This window comes from Streptomyces sp. NBC_00464 (assembly GCF_036013915.1).
Taxonomy (GTDB): Bacteria; Actinomycetota; Actinomycetes; order Streptomycetales; family Streptomycetaceae; genus Streptomyces.
In genome coordinates, this window is the sequence record NZ_CP107899.1 from 4,669,851 (window position 1) to 4,685,395 (window position 15,545).

The following is a 15,545-nucleotide window of genomic DNA, read 5'->3' on the forward strand; positions in this document are numbered from 1 at the left end:
AGTTGTGCGAACACACGTGCGGCGCCTTGCGAGCGGATCATACGTGCCATGGGTTCACGCTCAAGGGCCTTGCCGCATAAGGCTGTTGATGACTCGAAACTGTCTGTCTGTTCCTACGGAATCGCCGGTGATCTATGGAGTCAAAGCGTGATTCAGGCGACAGCGGATGTGGATTTTCTGGTGACGGTGCCCATACGTTCTGTGCGTGCACCCTCCACCCCCTTTCAATGCGCGTGCTGCCCGAGCCCTGCGCGAGAAGCTCGGGATGGCCCACGGCCACGTCGCCTACGCGATGAGGGCCTCCTTCGGGACGGCTCACGTCTCCCCCGAGCACATCGCGGCGTGGGAACGTGGCACCGCGCTGCCCGACCCTCATGAACTCGCGGCGCTGGCAGGCGCGTTGTGGTGTCACCCCAGCGAGATCATGGGGCACCCGCGCACATTGCGCGAGCACCGTATCGCCTGTGGGATATCGGCCGAGGCCGTCGCTCACGGCACGGGCCTGCCGCTGGACGCCTACCTCCGGATGGAGGAGACCGGCCGGTGGACCGGTGACCAGAGGCAGTCCGCGAAACTCGGCAGCCTGCTCCGCCTCCCGCCGCGCGACCACGTCGCCATCACCGGTCTTGAGGACGAACTCGCCCGGCTGCTCACCGAAGCCGTCAGCACCCGGTGGCAGGCGCATGTCCGCGCGATCGCGAAGCTCGTCTCCGTGGATCGCAAACAGCTGCACGGGCCGCTGGACTCCATGTACCACGAGTACCAGGCCCTCATGGCGGCCACGCTCAGCCGGGCCAGCGGCAGCACCGCTTCCGGCGAGGACGGGCGACGCTACGTCGAGGAGATCGTCGACCACTTCTGGGCCAGGCTCGCGGAGCAGCCGTAAGCCCGGTCCTGCGCGCACCACTGACTCCGAGGCCCCGTACCGGAGCAGGCCGCAGACCTGAAGCACCTCCGCCCGGTCCCTGCCGCGCCGCCCGGCGGCCCCGGCCCAGGGGTGCACGCACCCCTGAGAGACCTCTCCACCCGGGGGACCGCAACCCCTAGGGGTAGCTACCTACTTCGGCCCAGGGGCCGTTCCTCCCGGCGGAGGACGTGCCGGTGCCCGCCTGCTCCGTAGCGTGGTCATGTACCGGGATCGCATCGCGATTGCGGCAGACCACAGGGGGCGGGGTGGGGAAAACCCCACCCGAAGACTGCGCTGGGCACCAGCGCGCCGGACCCCCTCCAGCGACCAGACTTCACAGCAGAACGGCGACAACCCGTCGTCGGCCGACATAGGAGAAAAACCGTGACAACGGCTGTAACCATTCCCAGGCACGGGGGCACTGGAGGGCGTACGGCCGTGGCTGCGCGAGCGCGGCAGGTCGTCAAGGCGTACGGCTCCGGTGAGACCCGGGTCGTCGCGCTCGACCACGTCGACGTCGACATCGCCCGCGGCCAGTTCACGGCCATCATGGGCCCGTCGGGCTCCGGCAAGTCGACGCTGATGCACTGCCTCGCCGGTCTGGACACCGTGACCTCCGGGCAGATCCACCTCGCCGAGACCGAGATCACCGGCCTCAAGGACAAGAAGCTCACGCAGCTGCGCCGCGACCGCATCGGCTTCATCTTCCAGGCGTTCAACCTCCTGCCGACGCTCAACGCGCTGGAGAACATCACGCTGCCGATGGACATCGCGGGCCGCAAGCCCGACGCCGCCTGGCTGCGGCAGGTCGTCGAGACGGTCGGTCTCGCCGAGCGGCTCAAGCACCGGCCGACCGAGCTCTCCGGCGGCCAGCAGCAGCGCGTCGCGGTGGCACGGGCACTCGCCGCCCAGCCGGAGATCATCTTCGGTGACGAGCCGACCGGGAACCTGGACTCGCGGGCCGGCGCCGAGGTGCTGAACTTCCTCCGCAAGTCCGTCGACGAGCTGGGCCAGACCATCGTCATGGTCACCCACGACCCGGTCGCCGCCTCCTACGCCGACCGCGTGCTCTACCTCGCCGACGGGCGCATCGTCGACGAGATGCTCAACCCCACCGCCGACCAGGTGCTGGACCGCATGAAGGACTTCGACGCGCGCGGGCGGACGTCATGACCGTCTGGAAGACCTCGATGCGCAACTTCTTCGCGCACAAGGGACGCATGGCGCTCTCCGCCGTCGCCGTCCTGCTGTCGGTGGCGTTCGTGTGCGGCACGCTCGTCTTCACCGACACCATGAACACCACGTTCGACAAGCTCTTCGCCGCGACGTCGGCCGACGTCACCGTCAGCCCGAAGACGGCGAAGGTCGACGACACCCCCGAGAACGGCAAGCCCCAGTCGCTGCCCGCCTCCGTCATCGGCCGGGTCGAGAAGGCCGACGGGGTGAAGAAGGCCGAGGGCGCCGTCTCCAGCTCCGCGGTCACCGTCGTCGACAGCGACAACAAGAACATGGGCTCCGACAGCGGCGCCCCGACGCTCGCGGGCAACTGGACCTCCAACGACCTGCGTTCCATGGAGATCACCTCCGGCCACGCCCCGCGCGGCCCGACCGAGGTCATGGTCGACGCCGACACCGCGGACAAGCACGACCTGAAGATCGGTGACGAGCTGCGCACCATCGCCGTCACCGGTGACATCAAGGCGCGCATCAGCGGCATCGCCACCTTCAAGGTCACCAACCCGGGCGCCGCCATCGTCTACCTCGACACGGCCACCGCCCAGCAGAAGCTCCTCGGCAGCCCCGACGTCTTCACCCAGATCTCCATCACCGCCGAACCCGGCGTCAGCGACGCCCGGTTGAAGCAGAGCGTCGCCGCGGCCCTGGACGACTCGGCCACGTACAAGGTGCAGACCCAGAAGGAGGCCGCGGAGGCCAACAAGGACTCCATGGGGTCGTTCCTCGACGTCATGAAGTACGCGATGCTCGGCTTCGCCGGGATCGCCTTCCTCGTCGGCATCTTCCTCATCGTCAACACCTTCTCGATGCTGGTCGCCCAGCGGACCCGCGAGATCGGCCTGATGCGGGCCATCGGCTCCAGCCGCAAGCAGGTCAACCGGTCCGTGCTGCTCGAAGCGGTGCTCCTCGGCATCGTCGGCTCGATCCTCGGCGTCGCCGCCGGTGTCGGCCTCGCCGTCGGACTCATGAAGGTCATGGGCGCCGTCGGAATGGAGCTGTCCACCGGCGACCTCACCGTCGCCTGGACGACCCCGGTGGTCGGACTCGCGCTCGGCGTCATCGTGACCGTCCTCGCCGCCTACGTCCCGGCCCGCCGGGCCGGCAAGGTCTCCCCGATGGCAGCCCTGCGCGACGCCGGAACACCGGCGGACGCCAAGTCCGGATGGATCCGGGCCGGCATCGGCCTGGTCCTCACCGGCGGCGGCGCGGCCGCCCTGTGGGCGACGACGCAGGCGGACAAGTCGAGCGACGGCTCGCTCTACCTCGGCCTGGGCGTGGTCCTCACCCTCATCGGCTTCATCGTCATCGGCCCGCTGCTCGCCGGGATCGTCGTACGGGCACTCAGCGTCGTCGTCCTGCGGCTGTTCGGCCCGGTCGGCCGGCTGGCCGAGCGCAACGCGCTGCGCAACCCGCGGCGCACCGGGGCGACCGGTGCGGCCCTGATGATCGGCCTGGCCCTGGTGGCCTGCCTGTCGGTGGTGGGCTCCTCCATGGTCGCCTCGGCCACGGACGAGCTGGACAAGTCGGTGGGCGCGGACTTCATCGTGCAGTCGGCCACCCCCGGCCAGCTGATCGTGCCCCAGGCGGCGAAGGCGCTGGAGACCGCTCCCGGGATCGAGCACATCACGCACTACAGGGTCCTCGGCGCGAAGCTCACCAACCCCGACGGTTCGACGACGGACGAGGACGTCACCGCCGCCGACCCGACGTATCCGAGCGACCTGCGGCGCGAGACCGTCGCCGGTGACCTCGCCGCGGCGTACGGCAAGAACGCCATGTCGGTCGGGGACGACTACGCCAACCGGCACGGAATCAAGCTCGGCGACACGGTCGGCGTCGCGTTCAAGTCGGGCGCCACGGCGAAGCTGAAGGTCGCCGCGATCACCTCGGACGACACGACCGTGGACCAGGGCGCGATGTACATGAACACCACGACCGCCGAGCGGTACGTCCCCGCCGACAAGATGCCCCAGAACATGATCATGTTCGCCAAGGCGAAGGACGGCAAGGAGAAGGAGGCCTACGCCGCCCTGAAGAGCTCGCTGCGCGAGTACCCGACGTACAAGGTGCGGAATCAGGCCGACTTCAAGCAGGACCTGAAGGACCAGATCGGCCAGCTGCTGAACATCGTCTACGGCCTGCTCGCCCTGGCGATCATCGTCGCGGTGCTCGGGGTCGTGAACACCCTCGCCCTGTCGGTCGTCGAGCGGACCCGCGAGATCGGCCTGATGCGCGCCATCGGCCTCTCCCGCCGCCAGCTGCGCCGGATGATCCGGCTGGAGTCCGTGGTCATCGCACTGTTCGGCGCCCTGCTGGGCCTCGGCCTGGGCATGGGCTGGGGCACCTCGGCCCAGAAGCTGCTGGCACTGGAGGGCCTCGGCGTCCTGGAGATCCCGTGGCCGACGATCGTCACGGTGTTCGTCGCCTCGGCCTTCGTGGGACTGTTCGCGGCGCTGGTCCCGGCCTTCCGTGCCGGACGGATGAACGTCCTGAACGCCATCGCCACGGACGGGTGAGGCGGGCGGTCCGCATAGAATGACGGTTCCGGCCCCGGGGCGCTCCTCCAAGCGCCCCGGGGCCGGATTCCGTATGCGAGGACGCACAGGGTGCGGCGCGCAGCCCCGTTGCGGGAGCGACTGTCACCCCGGAGTCGTACGCTGGTGGCACTCCCGGCCCGCCCGGGGGTGGTTTCTGGATCAGGCCGGGCTCGCACGGGCCGGCACGCACATCTGCGGCGTTGTCGTCAGTCGCCTACGCTCCGCGTGGGCTCCTTCCTCCGCCTTGCAGCTGCACGCACCAGCCCGCGCTTCCTGATCCGGCCTGATCCAGAAACCACCCCCTGCACGTGTCGGGCCCTTCGCGTTGCCCCTGACAGCAGCCGGCTGTCAGATCTCGCCCTCGTTACCCGGACGGAAGCCCTTCATGAGCCTGCACGGTCTGCTGGATGTCGTCGTACATGACCCGGCGCTGTCCGAAGCGGTGAAGGCCGCCGGAGACGGCCACCGGATGCACATCGACCTGGTCGGCCCGCCCGCCACGCGGCCCTTCGCCGTGGCGGCGCTGGCCCGGGACACCGGACGGACCGTGCTCGCCGTCACCGCGACCGGGCGCGAGGCCGAGGATCTGGCGGCCGCGCTGCGCACGCTGCTGCCGCCGGACACGATCGCGGAGTACCCGTCCTGGGAGACGCTGCCGCACGAGCGCCTGTCGCCCCGCTCCGACACCGTGGGGCGCCGGCTGGCCGTGCTGCGGCGCCTGGCGCACCCGAGGGAGGACGACCCGGAGACCGGGCCGGTCTCCGTCGTCGTCGCGCCCATCCGTTCCGTGCTCCAGCCGCAGGTCAAGGGGCTCGGCGACCTGGAGCCCGTGGCGCTGCGGATCGGGCAGAGCGCGGACCTCGGCAAGACCGTCGAGGCGCTCGCGGCCGCCGCGTACTCCCGGGTCGAACTGGTCGAGAAGCGCGGCGAGTTCGCGGTGCGCGGCGGCATCCTGGACGTCTTCCCGCCGACCGAGGAGCACCCCCTTCGGGTGGAGTTCTGGGGCGACGACGTCGAGGAGATCCGCTACTTCAAGATCGCCGACCAGCGGTCGCTGGAGATCGCCGACCACGGCCTGTGGGCGCCGCCCTGCCGCGAGCTGCTGCTGACCGACGAGGTCCGCGAGCGGGCCGCCGCGCTCGCCGAGGCCCACCCCGAGCTGGGCGAACTCCTCAACAAGATCGCCGAGGGCATCGCGGTCGAGGGCATGGAGTCCCTCGCCCCGGTCCTCGTCGACGACATGGAACTGCTGATCGACGTTCTGCCCGAGGGCTCCATGGCCGTGGTCTGCGACCCCGAGCGGGTCCGTACCCGGGCCGCGGACCTGGTCGCCACCAGCCAGGAGTTCCTGGAGGCGTCCTGGGCGGCCACCGCGGGCGGCGGCGAGGCCCCGATCGACGTCGGCGCGGCCTCGCTGCGCGGGATCGCGGACGTCCGCGACCGGGCCCGCGAGCTGGAGATGATGTGGTGGTCCATCTCCCCGTTCGCCGCGGACGAGGAGCTCGGCGCCGACACCCTCAAGCTCCGGATGCACGCCCCGGAGGCGTACCGCGGCGACACCGCCCGCGCGCTCGCCGACACCAAGGGGTGGCTGGCCGACGGCTGGCGCACGGTGTACGTCACCGAGGGCCAGGGACTCGCCTCCCGTACCGTCGAGGTGCTGAGCGGCGAAGGCATCCCGGCACGCCTGGACGCGGACCTCGGCGAGATCTCCCCGTCCCTCGTCCACGTCTCCTGCGGCGCCATCGACCACGGCTTCGTCGACGCCGGGCTCAGGATCGCCGTCCTCACCGAGACGGACCTGACCGGCCAGCGCACCGCCATCAAGGACCTGGGCCGGATGCCGGCCCGCCGCCGCAAGAGCATCGACCCGCTGACGCTGGAGACGGGCGACTACATCGTCCACGAACAGCACGGCGTGGGCCGCTACATCGAGATGGTGCAGCGCACGGTGCAGGGCGCCACCCGCGAGTACCTCCTCGTCGAGTACGCCCCCGCCAAGCGCGGCCAGCCCGGCGACCGGCTCTACATCCCGACCGACCAGCTGGAGCAGGTCACCAAGTACGTCGGCGGCGAGGCGCCCACCCTGCACCGCCTCGGCGGCGCCGACTGGACCAAGACGAAGGCGCGCGCCAAGAAGGCCGTCAAGGAGATCGCCGGCGACCTGATCAAGCTCTACGCCGCCCGGATGGCGGCCCCCGGCCACGTCTTCGGCCCGGACACCCCCTGGCAGCGCGAACTGGAGGACGCCTTCCCGCACGCGGAGACGCCCGACCAGCTCACCACCATCGCCGAGGTCAAGGAGGACATGGAGAAGTCCGTCCCCATGGACCGGCTGATCTGCGGCGACGTCGGCTACGGCAAGACGGAGATCGCGGTCCGGGCGGCCTTCAAGGCGGTCCAGGACGGCAAGCAGGTCGCCGTCCTCGTCCCCACGACCCTCCTCGTCCAGCAGCACTTCGGCACCTTCACCGAGCGGTACTCCCAATTCCCCGTCAACGTACGGGCGCTGAGCCGCTTCCAGTCCGAGTCCCAGTCCAAGGCCACGCTCGAAGGGCTCCGCGAGGGCTCCGTCGACCTGGTCATCGGCACCCACCGCCTGTTCTCCTCCGAGACGAAGTTCAAGGACCTGGGCCTGGTCATCGTCGACGAGGAACAGCGCTTCGGCGTCGAGCACAAGGAACAGCTGAAGAAGCTCCGCGCCAACGTGGACGTCCTCACGATGTCCGCGACGCCCATTCCCCGTACGCTCGAAATGGCGGTGACCGGCATCCGCGAGATGTCGACGATCACCACGCCGCCCGAGGAGCGCCACCCGGTCCTCACCTTCGTCGGCCCGTACGAGGAGAAGCAGATCGGCGCGGCCATCCGCCGCGAACTGCTCCGCGAGGGCCAGGCGTTCTACATCCACAACCGGGTCGAGTCCATCGACCGCGCCGCCGCCCGCCTCCGCGAGATCGTGCCCGAGGCGCGGATTGCCACCGCCCACGGCCAGATGTCCGAACAGGCCCTGGAACAGGTGGTGGTGGACTTCTGGGAGAAGAAGTTCGACGTCCTGGTCTCCACCACGATCGTCGAGTCCGGCATCGACATCTCCAACGCCAACACCCTGATCGTGGAGCGCGGCGACAACTTCGGCCTCTCCCAGCTCCACCAGCTGCGCGGCCGCGTGGGCCGAGGCCGCGACCGCGGTTACGCCTACTTCCTCTACCCGCCGGAGAAGCCCCTCACCGAGACGGCCCACGAGCGCCTCGCCACGATCGCCCAGCACACCGAAATGGGTGCGGGCATGTACGTGGCCATGAAGGACCTCGAAATCCGCGGTGCGGGAAACCTCCTGGGCGGCGAACAGTCCGGCCACATCGCGGGGGTCGGCTTCGACCTGTACATCCGCATGGTCGGCGAGGCGGTCGCCGGCTACCGGGCCTCCCTCGAAGGCGAAGCGGAGGAGGAGCCGCCGCTGGAGGTCAAGATCGAGCTCCCGGTCGACGCGCACGTCCCGCACGACTACGCCCCCGGCGAGCGGCTGCGCCTCCAGGCCTACCGCTCGATCGCCTCGGCCTCCTCGGAGGAGGACATCAGGGCGGTGCGCGAGGAGCTCACCGACCGCTACGGCAAGCTCCCGGAGCCGGTCGAGAACCTCCTGCTGGTGGCCGGCCTGCGCATGCTGGCCCGCGCCTGCGGGGTCGGCGACATCGTGCTCCAGGGGTCGAACATCCGGTTCGCGCCGGTGGAGCTGCGCGAGTCGCAGGAGCTGCGCCTGAAGCGCCTGTACCCGAAGACGATCATCAAGCCCGCCCTCCACCAGATCCTGGTGCCGCGGCCCACCGCCGGAAGGATCGGCGGCAAGCCGGTCGTGGGACGCGAACTGCTGGCGTGGACGGGGGAGTTCCTGACGACGATCCTGGGGTCGTGAGCGGGCGGATGCCGGCGAGGGTCCATGAACGTGAGAGTTGACTCTCACGAATTGTGAGAGCATGCTCTCACGTCATGGACTCCAGTAATCGCCTGGGCGATATCGAGATCACTGATCCGCAGGCGATGCGTGCCCTGGCGCACCCCGTACGGCTGGCGATCCTCGACCACCTGCGCCGGAACGGGCCGGCGACCGCGACCGAGCTCGCCCCGGATGTGGAAGCGACGCCCTCGGTGACCAGCTGGCACCTGCGCCATCTCGCGGGCTTCGGCCTGGTCCGGGACAGCGAACCCGGACCGGACCGCCGCCGCCGGCGGTGGGAGGCGGTGGCGCGCGGCTTCCGGTTCGAGGAGCCGCAGGAACCGGCGGACGAGGAGGGCCGGTCGGCCGCGCGGGAGCTCTCGCGCCAGATGTTCCTGCGCTACGCGGACGTCCCGTCCCGCTGGGCCGCCGAGGTGGAGCCCGGACTCGATCCGGCCTGGAGCGGCCCGGCCGGGCTGGCGTACACACGCGTCATGGTCTCGGCCGACGAACTCGCCGCCATTCAGGACGAGATGGAACGCGTCCTCGCGCCGTACGTCACCCGTGACCCTGCCGACCGTCCCGCCGGCAGCCGTGGCGTCCGGCTGATGCGCTACGTCCTGCCGGAGGGTGACGGGGGAGTGGGCGAGGGCCAGCCGGGCCGGCCGTCATGACCGGCCAGGGTGCGCCTCCCGTCATCTCCCTCTGGCGGGACGGGCGGTTCTCCCGCTTCTGGGCGGGGCATTCGGTCTCGCAGTTCGGTGACCGGATCACCGAGCTGGCTCTGCCCCTGATCGCCGTCGGCACCCTGAACGCCTCGGCCAACCAGGTGGCGTGGCTGACCGCACTCATCTGGACCCCCAACCTGCTCGCGATCCTGCTGGGGGCCTGGGTCGATCAACAGGTCCGCAAACGGCGCCTGATGATCCTCGCCGACCTCGTACGCGCCGCAGTCCTGCTCAGCCTCCCGGCGGCCTACGCCCTCGGGGCGGTGACGCTCACGCACCTGTACGCCGTGGCGATCCTGACGGGAGCCGCCGGGGTGCTGTTCAACACCGCCTATCCGCCGTTCTTCGTACGCCTCGTACCGCGCGCCTCCTTCGTCGACGCCAACAGCAAGCTCAGCGCCAGCCGTTCGGTCTCCCAGGTGGCGGGCCCCGCGGTCGGCGGCGCGCTGATCCAGGCGCTCACCGCACCGGTGGCCATCGTGGTGGACGCCCTGACCTTCCTGGTGTCAGCGGTCCTGATCGGCCGGGTCCGGATCGAGGAACCGGCGGCGGCCACGGCCGACCCGGCCGCACCCTCCCTGGCGCGACGCGCGCGGGAGGGCCTCGCGTTCGTCGTACGTCACCCCGTGCTGCGGGCCACGCTCGGCTGCGCGGCCACCGTCAACTTCTTCACCTTCGTCGCGGGCAGCGGCCTGCTCGTGCTGTTCGCGAGCCGGAGCCTCGGCCTGTCCGCCGGAGTGATCGGCGCCGCGCTGGGGGCCGGCGCGACCGGCGCCCTGCTCGGCGCGGTGTGCGCCCCCGCGATCTCGCGGCAGCTCGGCGTGGGCCGCAGCATCGTGGTGGGCGCCGTGCTGTTCCCCGCGCCGATCGCGCTCGCCGCCGCCGCGGACGGCCCGCTCTGGCTCCGCGCCGGGGCGCTGGCCGCGGCCGAGTTCCTCTCCGGCTTCGGCGTCATGCTGTTCGACGTCAACCTCAACTCGCTCCAGGCGTCGGTCATCCCGGACGGCATGCGCAGCCGCGTCGCGGGCGCGTACAGCACGATCAACTACGGCGTGCGCCCCGTCGGCGCCGTCGTCGGAGGTGCGCTCGCCACATCCCTCGGCCTGAGGCCGACGCTCCTCGTCGCCGCGGTCGGCGGAGCCCTTTCGGTGCTGTGGCTCCTTCCCTCACCGATACCCCGCATCCGCTCCCTGGACGCGACCGGGGGTGCGGGGGCGGACGCGACCGGGGGTGCGGAGGCGGACGCGACCGGGGGCGCGGGCTCGGCGTCGACCGGCGCTGCGGATCCGCCCATATCTCTCCCCACTTGATCCGAGTGGGAGCTTTGCATTGATCTGGGCGCCATAGAAGCGGGTGGCTGGGGGAATTGGGAGTGCTACGGGCGAAGGCCCGACGCGGACGGCACCCGGTTGCCATGCCGCCGAAGGGGTACGCCTCAGTCGAGCGGGAAGCGGTAGACCGTCGACTCGCGGGCTTGGAAGCCGAGCCGTTCGTACAGCCGGTTCGCTGCTGCGCGGTCCGGCCGGGAGGTGAGGTCCACCGTCCGTGCGCCCGCCTCCCGGGCGATCCGCAGGGCCTCCTGCGTGAGGAGCGCTGCGACTCCCTGGCCTCGCGCCGCGCTGTCGACGACCACGTCTTCGACCCGGGCCCGCAACCCGGACGGCACGGGCAACAGCACCAGAGTCAGGGTGCCGACGATCACCTCGGACGCCCGAGCGACAAGCACCGTGTTGGCGTCCCACGTCACCATCCGGTCGACGGCGTCGTGGTCCAGGGGCTCGGCCGTCGCCGATAGCTGCGGCAGCAGCCGGCCGAAGGCGTCGACGAGTTCCTGGCCGGCTTCCCGGATGATCTCTACGCGGATGTCCACGGCAGGAGCCTATCCATCGACGAACCCCGCGCAGTGCCCACGGCCTCATGGGCCTCCGGATGATCCGCCGCCGTAGCGCGCCCGGCCTGCACCGGGGCTCAGGCCCAGCGGCGCTGCGGGTGGGCACGAACCACCGGTCACTCGTCGGCAGGGCTGTTCGGATCGAACAGCAGGTATGCGAGCGTCCTGAACACCGCCTCCGGGTCCCGGCCCTCCATTGCCCGGTTCAGGTTGCCGCTGAGCAGCAGGGTGGCGAAGCCGTGGGCCAGGGACCAGGCGGCCACGCCCGCGAGCCGGGCGTCGTCGCCGCGTCCGGCGGCGGGGAGTTCGGTGACGCCCGCCCGCAGCTCCGCCGTCGCCCGTTCCTTCGCGGCGAGCAGGTCCGGGTCGTCGCCGCGGTGGAGGTCCGGCTGGAACATCACTTGGAAGTGGGCCGGGTGCTCGGTGGCGAACCGTACGTACCGCACGCCTCGTTCCCGCAGGTCCGGGGCGTCGGCCAGGGCGTCGGCGAAGAGACCGTAGCCCTCGGCGGCGATGGCGGTGAGCAGGCCGGTGCGGTCCTTGAAGTGGTGGGCGGGGGCGGCGTGGGAGACGCCGGCCCGGCGGGCCAGATCGCGCAGGCTCAGCGCGGCGGGGCCCTCGGTGCGGATGACGTCGAGGGCGGCGGCGAGGAGGGCCCGCCGCAGGTCGCCGTGGTGGTAGGTGCGGTCGCTGCTCATGGACAGCACCCTACGCAGAATCTAGGCATTGACAAGTTTGCGAGGTGAGGTGCACTCTGGGGCTCGATGAATATCTAGTCAGTGACAAGATTGAAGCTGCTGCGGAAGGCGGAGACATGTCCGACGAGCTGGGTCGCGTACGGCAGATGTGGCACCTGTTGGAGCCCCTGCACGCTGTTCTCTACTACGCGCCGGAGGCCTTCGAGGAGGCAGCGGCGCTCGGGTACGCCGTCGACGAGCGCTGGCCGAGCTACTTCGCGTGGCGGGCGGCCCCTCTCGGGGAGGAGGGGGTCGGGGCCGGCCGGGTCGCGGAGACCTTCTACAGCTTCAGCCCGGCGATGGTGGACGAGTACGTTCCCGCCGTCTGGTCCGTCGCCTCGCCCGACACCGTGCTCGCCGCCCGGCGCCGGGCCGTCGACCGCACGTACCGGACGCTGCTGGGGGAGGCGGCCGCCGCTCCGGGGACGGCCGAGGCCGCCGCGCTCCTGCGGCGCGTGGCGGAGGCGGCCGACACGACGGGCCGCCCGCTCGCCGCCGCCAACGCCGCACTACCCTGGCCGGACGAACCCCATCTCGCGCTCTGGCACGCGGCGACCGTCCTGCGCGAACACCGCGGCGACGGCCACCTCGCGGCGCTCGCCGGCGCGGAGCTCGACCCGGTCGAGGCGCTGGTGTCGTTCGCCGCCATCGGTGCGGCGCGCCCGGAGGTGTTCGCGAGCCGGGGGTGGAGCGACGAGGAGTGGTCGCAGGCCCGCGAACGGCTGGTGAAGCGCGGTCTGTTGGTGGACGACGGTACGGCGACGGAGGCGGGCAGGGCGTTGCGTGCCGAGGTCGAGCGGCGCACGGACGAGGCGGCGGCCGCCCCGTGGCGGGTGCTGGAGGACGAGGAACGGGAGCGGCTCGTGGAGCTGTTGGGGCCGTTGTGGGTGGCGGCGATCGGTTCCGGGCTGCTGCCGATGGAGACGACGCTGGGCATCGGCAAGGTGTGATCCGGGACGCATCCGGAGCGAACGGATGCCATGAACACGTCCCGGCGGGGAAGAAGTCCGTAGGATTCCCGGGTTGGTTCGGCTTTCTCCCCGTCAGGACGGCTTCGAGTGATATCTCCCCGCGATTGTCGAGTGATCGTTCCCGCCCTCGGTGTGGTGGCGGTGCTGGCCCTGACCGGCTGTGATCCCGAATCGATCACGTCCGGTGCCGAGTCGCCGAGCGGCAGCTCGGACGGCGGCGGCCGGCCCGGCACCGGCTTCGGCGCCAGCCCGCTGGACAACCCCGACGGTACGAAGCCGGGCCTCGCCCCCCTCACCTCCGACGCGGACCGTGCGGCGGCCCGGAAGGTCATCGAGAAGGTGGCGACCAAGGGGCGCGGTCCGAAGACCGGCTACGAGCGGGACAAGTTCGGGTACGCCTGGAAGGACTCGGTCGACGGCATCCCGCTCTCGCGCAACGGTTGTGACACGCGAAACGATCTGCTGAATCGCGATGGCCGGAAGGTCAGGTTCCGCGACGGCTCGGACTGCGTGGTCGTCGCCATGACGCTCATGGATCCTTACACCGGCTCGGCCATCGACTGGCGCAAGCAGCAGGCCACCAAGGTCCAGATCGACCATGTCATGCCGCTGTCGTACGACTGGCAGATGGGCGCCGCCCGCTGGAACGAGGCCAAGCGGCAGCAGATCGCCAACGACCCACTGAACCTCCTTCCCGTGGACGGCCCGGCCAACAACGCCAAGCGCGACTCGGGCCCCGCGTCCTGGCTGCCGCCGTACAAGCCGGTGCGCTGCTCGTACGCGCTGCGGTTCGCGCAGGTCTCGCTGAAGTACGAACTGCCGGTCACGGCTGCCGACAAGAGCGCGATGCTTCGTCAGTGCGGAGGCTGAAGAGATTCCCTCCCCTCCCGCCCGAGCGCCGTCGAGACCCATGGTGCGGGTCTCGACGGCGTCGGACTTTCGAGGGTGTGACGCGATCTCCGAATCGCGACCCGGTGATCTTCGCCCAAGGTCAGGAATCGGCCCGCTGCGGGTCCAGCGCGAGAATCAGTTCACTCACGTTCTCGGCGATCCTCTGCCAGAAATCCCCTTCCCCCAGAAGGGCCACGCTCGGATCGTCGGGAGATTCCCGGTAATCCAGGACGAAGGGAAGGTCCGGTCCGAGATTCCCGATGATCACGGTCTTCATCCGTGACATGTGGCCGGGGGTGGAGTCTTCCTCGGATGTTCCGAAGTAGCACTGCAAGGTTTCTTCGTCGAGCTCTTCGCGCCACCACTTCGTCATTCCGGTCATGCCGGAAATCGAATGAAACGCGGGGCGGATCGGGGCCGGACCGAAAACCCTTTCGATTCTGGGGGAATGGGCCAGATCCATCCAGCTGCCATCCTTGATCGATGCGATCAGGTGGGCAGGGAGGGCCATGTCGAAAACCGACTCGCGGAGTTCTGCGCCGCCGTACATCTGGACCTCACCCGCCTGCCCGTGGCGCCGGCTACCGCGTCCATGATCGCCTGCCTTTCTTCGAGAGGGGCCATGGGGTCACCATTTCTTCTCCGATTCACGCTTCGAGAGAGCCAGGCCACGGAGATGCCGTCCTCCTCGAAGAATATGTTGAATCCGATGGTCTCCCTGGATCCGCTGAAGTGCCAGAAGTTGACCTCCCCATGCCCTCCTTGCGGGACGGCATTCGGGAATCTCGCAGGATCCTTGTCGTCGATGCTCAGGCGGGCATAGAACACTCCATCATTCGGGTTGTAGGCCCCGCTATAAACATCTCCCGTTGCCGCCTGGGAAAGTTCTGCCGAGTTGTCGAACCCGTCTGCATTGGAAATGATGTTCTCGTTGCAGTTGTGAACGAGAACCGGCGTTGCCCCCGCCAGCGCATAGTACGAGTGCTCGTCGAGGCCCCGCAGGTCGCCTGGCGGGGCCTCGACAAGAACTGATCTACCGCAATACATCGCCCTTCAGGGCCACACGCAGGCATGCGATCAGATCTTCGGCTGGTACGTCGACCCAAGCGGCCTCAGGTACGCCGACGCGGATAACTTCATAACGCCCACCATCCAGCTCCCGCACCAAGATCTGGCGACTCGCCCAGTCCAACGGGTCTGTGCGCAGCCGAACGGCACCGTGGGAGATCGTCGGGAAGAACTCTCGCAACACCTCATCCGCATGAACGCAGCGCAGAAGGTTCCACTGCCCGCGATAGAAGTCGCTCGTGAGGAGGTCGGACCATTGCGCGACGACAAGTTCTCCACTTTCGATCACCCTAGCGAATTCATCGACTTCCATGAATTCGAATCTCGCCTTCAGCTCGTCGAGCGCTACCCCCGCCCGCCATGCCGCGACCGCCTCCACGACCAGACCCAAGTCATCCGTGGAGCCAATCTCCCAGTCGAACCCGGGAATATGGACACCTACCCGGAACAGTCGCTCCTCGACCGAAGGATCAACCCACACGATTCCGCGCTTCGTCTCGACCCGGACGACGTCTGGCGCCAATGGGATCGCCCCGAGGTCACATCCGCGCAACCGAGCTTCCTCTCGCATAGCCGCCCCAAGCCCGCCCAGGGAAACCACGTCCGGATAGATACCCTCCCAACGAGTATTCACTCCGCCTC

Annotated in this window: 12 protein-coding genes; 8 read left to right on the plus strand and 4 right to left on the minus strand. The window is 69.7% G+C overall.

Annotated elements, in window-relative coordinates; translation table 11 throughout:
- Nucleotides 1–265: 265 nt before the first annotated feature.
- From OG912_RS21115 to OG912_RS21140, 6 genes are all read left to right on the plus strand, one after another.
- The gene (locus OG912_RS21115) at nt 266–886 is read left to right on the plus strand and encodes a helix-turn-helix domain-containing protein (protein ID WP_327710738.1); all 621 of its coding nucleotides are present in this window, start codon (nt 266–268) and stop codon (nt 884–886) included.
- Between the two features lie 405 nt (nt 887–1,291).
- Entirely contained in the window at nt 1,292–2,080 is a 789-nt protein-coding gene (locus tag OG912_RS21120; RefSeq protein ID WP_326736624.1) for an ABC transporter ATP-binding protein, read from the plus strand.
- On the plus strand, nt 2,077–4,659 hold the full coding sequence (locus OG912_RS21125) for an ABC transporter permease (RefSeq protein ID WP_327710740.1): 2,583 nt from the start codon (nt 2,077–2,079) through the stop codon (nt 4,657–4,659). The genes OG912_RS21120 and OG912_RS21125 overlap by 4 nt, the downstream gene beginning before the upstream one ends.
- A gap of 406 nt (nt 4,660–5,065) precedes the next feature.
- Nucleotides 5,066–8,596 carry a transcription-repair coupling factor gene (gene mfd, locus OG912_RS21130; RefSeq protein WP_327710741.1) on the plus strand — a complete coding sequence of 1,177 codons (3,531 nt, stop codon included), beginning with the start codon at nt 5,066–5,068 and terminating at the stop codon, nt 8,594–8,596.
- Nucleotides 8,597–8,670: 74 nt separating this feature from the next.
- Nucleotides 8,671–9,291: an ArsR/SmtB family transcription factor gene (locus OG912_RS21135; RefSeq protein ID WP_327710742.1), complete on the plus strand. Its 621-nt coding sequence runs from the start codon at nt 8,671–8,673 to the stop codon at nt 9,289–9,291.
- Entirely contained in the window at nt 9,288–10,655 is a 1,368-nt protein-coding gene (locus tag OG912_RS21140) for an MFS transporter (protein WP_327710743.1), read from the plus strand. Before OG912_RS21135 ends, OG912_RS21140 begins: the two co-directional genes overlap by 4 nt.
- A gap of 125 nt (nt 10,656–10,780) precedes the next feature.
- Here the strand turns inward: OG912_RS21140 and OG912_RS21145 are convergent, their stop codons facing one another.
- The gene (locus OG912_RS21145; protein ID WP_327710744.1) at nt 10,781–11,215 is read right to left on the minus strand and encodes a GNAT family N-acetyltransferase; all 435 of its coding nucleotides are present in this window, start codon (nt 11,213–11,215) and stop codon (nt 10,781–10,783) included.
- A 137-nt stretch (nt 11,216–11,352) separates the two neighbouring features.
- Nucleotides 11,353–11,934, minus strand: coding sequence for a TetR/AcrR family transcriptional regulator (locus tag OG912_RS21150; protein ID WP_327710746.1), 582 nt, complete (start codon nt 11,932–11,934; stop codon nt 11,353–11,355).
- 116 nt (nt 11,935–12,050) lie between these two features.
- On the opposite strand from OG912_RS21150, the gene OG912_RS21155 reads away from it, so the two are divergent.
- Complete coding sequence (locus OG912_RS21155) at nt 12,051–12,923, plus strand: SCO6745 family protein (protein ID WP_327710747.1); 873 nt, start codon at nt 12,051–12,053, stop codon at nt 12,921–12,923.
- A gap of 132 nt (nt 12,924–13,055) precedes the next feature.
- The gene (locus OG912_RS21160) at nt 13,056–13,814 is read left to right on the plus strand and encodes an HNH endonuclease family protein (protein WP_327710748.1); all 759 of its coding nucleotides are present in this window, start codon (nt 13,056–13,058) and stop codon (nt 13,812–13,814) included.
- 121 nt (nt 13,815–13,935) lie between these two features.
- On the opposite strand, the gene OG912_RS21165 is transcribed toward OG912_RS21160, so the two are convergent.
- Nucleotides 13,936–14,385: a hypothetical protein gene (locus OG912_RS21165; protein ID WP_327710749.1), complete on the minus strand. Its 450-nt coding sequence runs from the start codon at nt 14,383–14,385 to the stop codon at nt 13,936–13,938.
- A 483-nt stretch (nt 14,386–14,868) separates the two neighbouring features.
- Nucleotides 14,869–15,537, minus strand: a complete 669-nt coding sequence (locus OG912_RS21170) for a DUF6193 family natural product biosynthesis protein (RefSeq protein WP_327710750.1) — start codon at nt 15,535–15,537, stop codon at nt 14,869–14,871.
- Nucleotides 15,538–15,545: the final 8 nt, after the last annotated feature.

What these genes read in the sequence shown, in the direction of transcription:
- OG912_RS21135 (WP_327710742.1), top strand. Translation starts at nt 8,671, where the DNA reads ATGGACTCCAGTAATCGCCTGGGCGATATCGAGATCACTGATCCGCAG.
- OG912_RS21115 (WP_327710738.1), top strand. Translation starts at nt 266, where the DNA reads ATGGCCCACGGCCACGTCGCCTACGCGATGAGGGCCTCCTTCGGGACG.
- OG912_RS21125 (WP_327710740.1), top strand. Translation starts at nt 2,077, where the DNA reads ATGACCGTCTGGAAGACCTCGATGCGCAACTTCTTCGCGCACAAGGGA.
- OG912_RS21165 (WP_327710749.1), bottom strand. Translation starts at nt 14,385, where the DNA reads ATGTACGGCGGCGCAGAACTCCGCGAGTCGGTTTTCGACATGGCCCTC.
- OG912_RS21155 (WP_327710747.1), top strand. Translation starts at nt 12,051, where the DNA reads ATGTCCGACGAGCTGGGTCGCGTACGGCAGATGTGGCACCTGTTGGAG.
- OG912_RS21140 (WP_327710743.1), top strand. Translation starts at nt 9,288, where the DNA reads ATGACCGGCCAGGGTGCGCCTCCCGTCATCTCCCTCTGGCGGGACGGG.
- OG912_RS21150 (WP_327710746.1), bottom strand. Translation starts at nt 11,934, where the DNA reads ATGAGCAGCGACCGCACCTACCACCACGGCGACCTGCGGCGGGCCCTC.
- mfd (WP_327710741.1), top strand. Translation starts at nt 5,066, where the DNA reads ATGAGCCTGCACGGTCTGCTGGATGTCGTCGTACATGACCCGGCGCTG.